The organism is Salinarimonas soli (assembly GCF_008386575.1).
In the GTDB taxonomy this organism is placed as follows: domain Bacteria; phylum Pseudomonadota; class Alphaproteobacteria; order Rhizobiales; family Beijerinckiaceae; genus Salinarimonas_A; species Salinarimonas_A soli.
Map to the genome: position 1 here is coordinate 1 of NZ_VUOA01000075.1, position 232 is coordinate 232.

At 72.4% G+C, this 232-nt stretch carries 1 pseudogene (cut by a window edge); it reads left to right on the top strand.

The features are described from left to right. Positions 1-22 precede the first annotated feature (22 nt). Positions 23-232 (top strand): annotated as a pseudogene (locus F0L46_RS27000) (phosphotransferase family protein) (its annotated part continues 202 nt past the right edge of the window); the annotation flags it as partial.

The window sequence follows — 232 nt, forward strand, 5'->3', positions numbered from 1 at the left end:
CTCCACGGGCGGGCGCTGGGTCTTGCGCCGCAAGCCGCCGGGCGAGCTCCTGAAGAGCGCCCACGCCGTCGACCGGGAGTTCCGGGTCATGGCCGCGCTGAGCGCAACGGACGTGCCGGTGCCCCGCGTCCACCACCTGTGCGAGGACGAGGGCGTGGTGGGCTCCATGTTCTACGTCATGGACTACCTGGAGGGGCGCATCTTCTGGGACGGCGCGCTGCCCGAGGTGGGC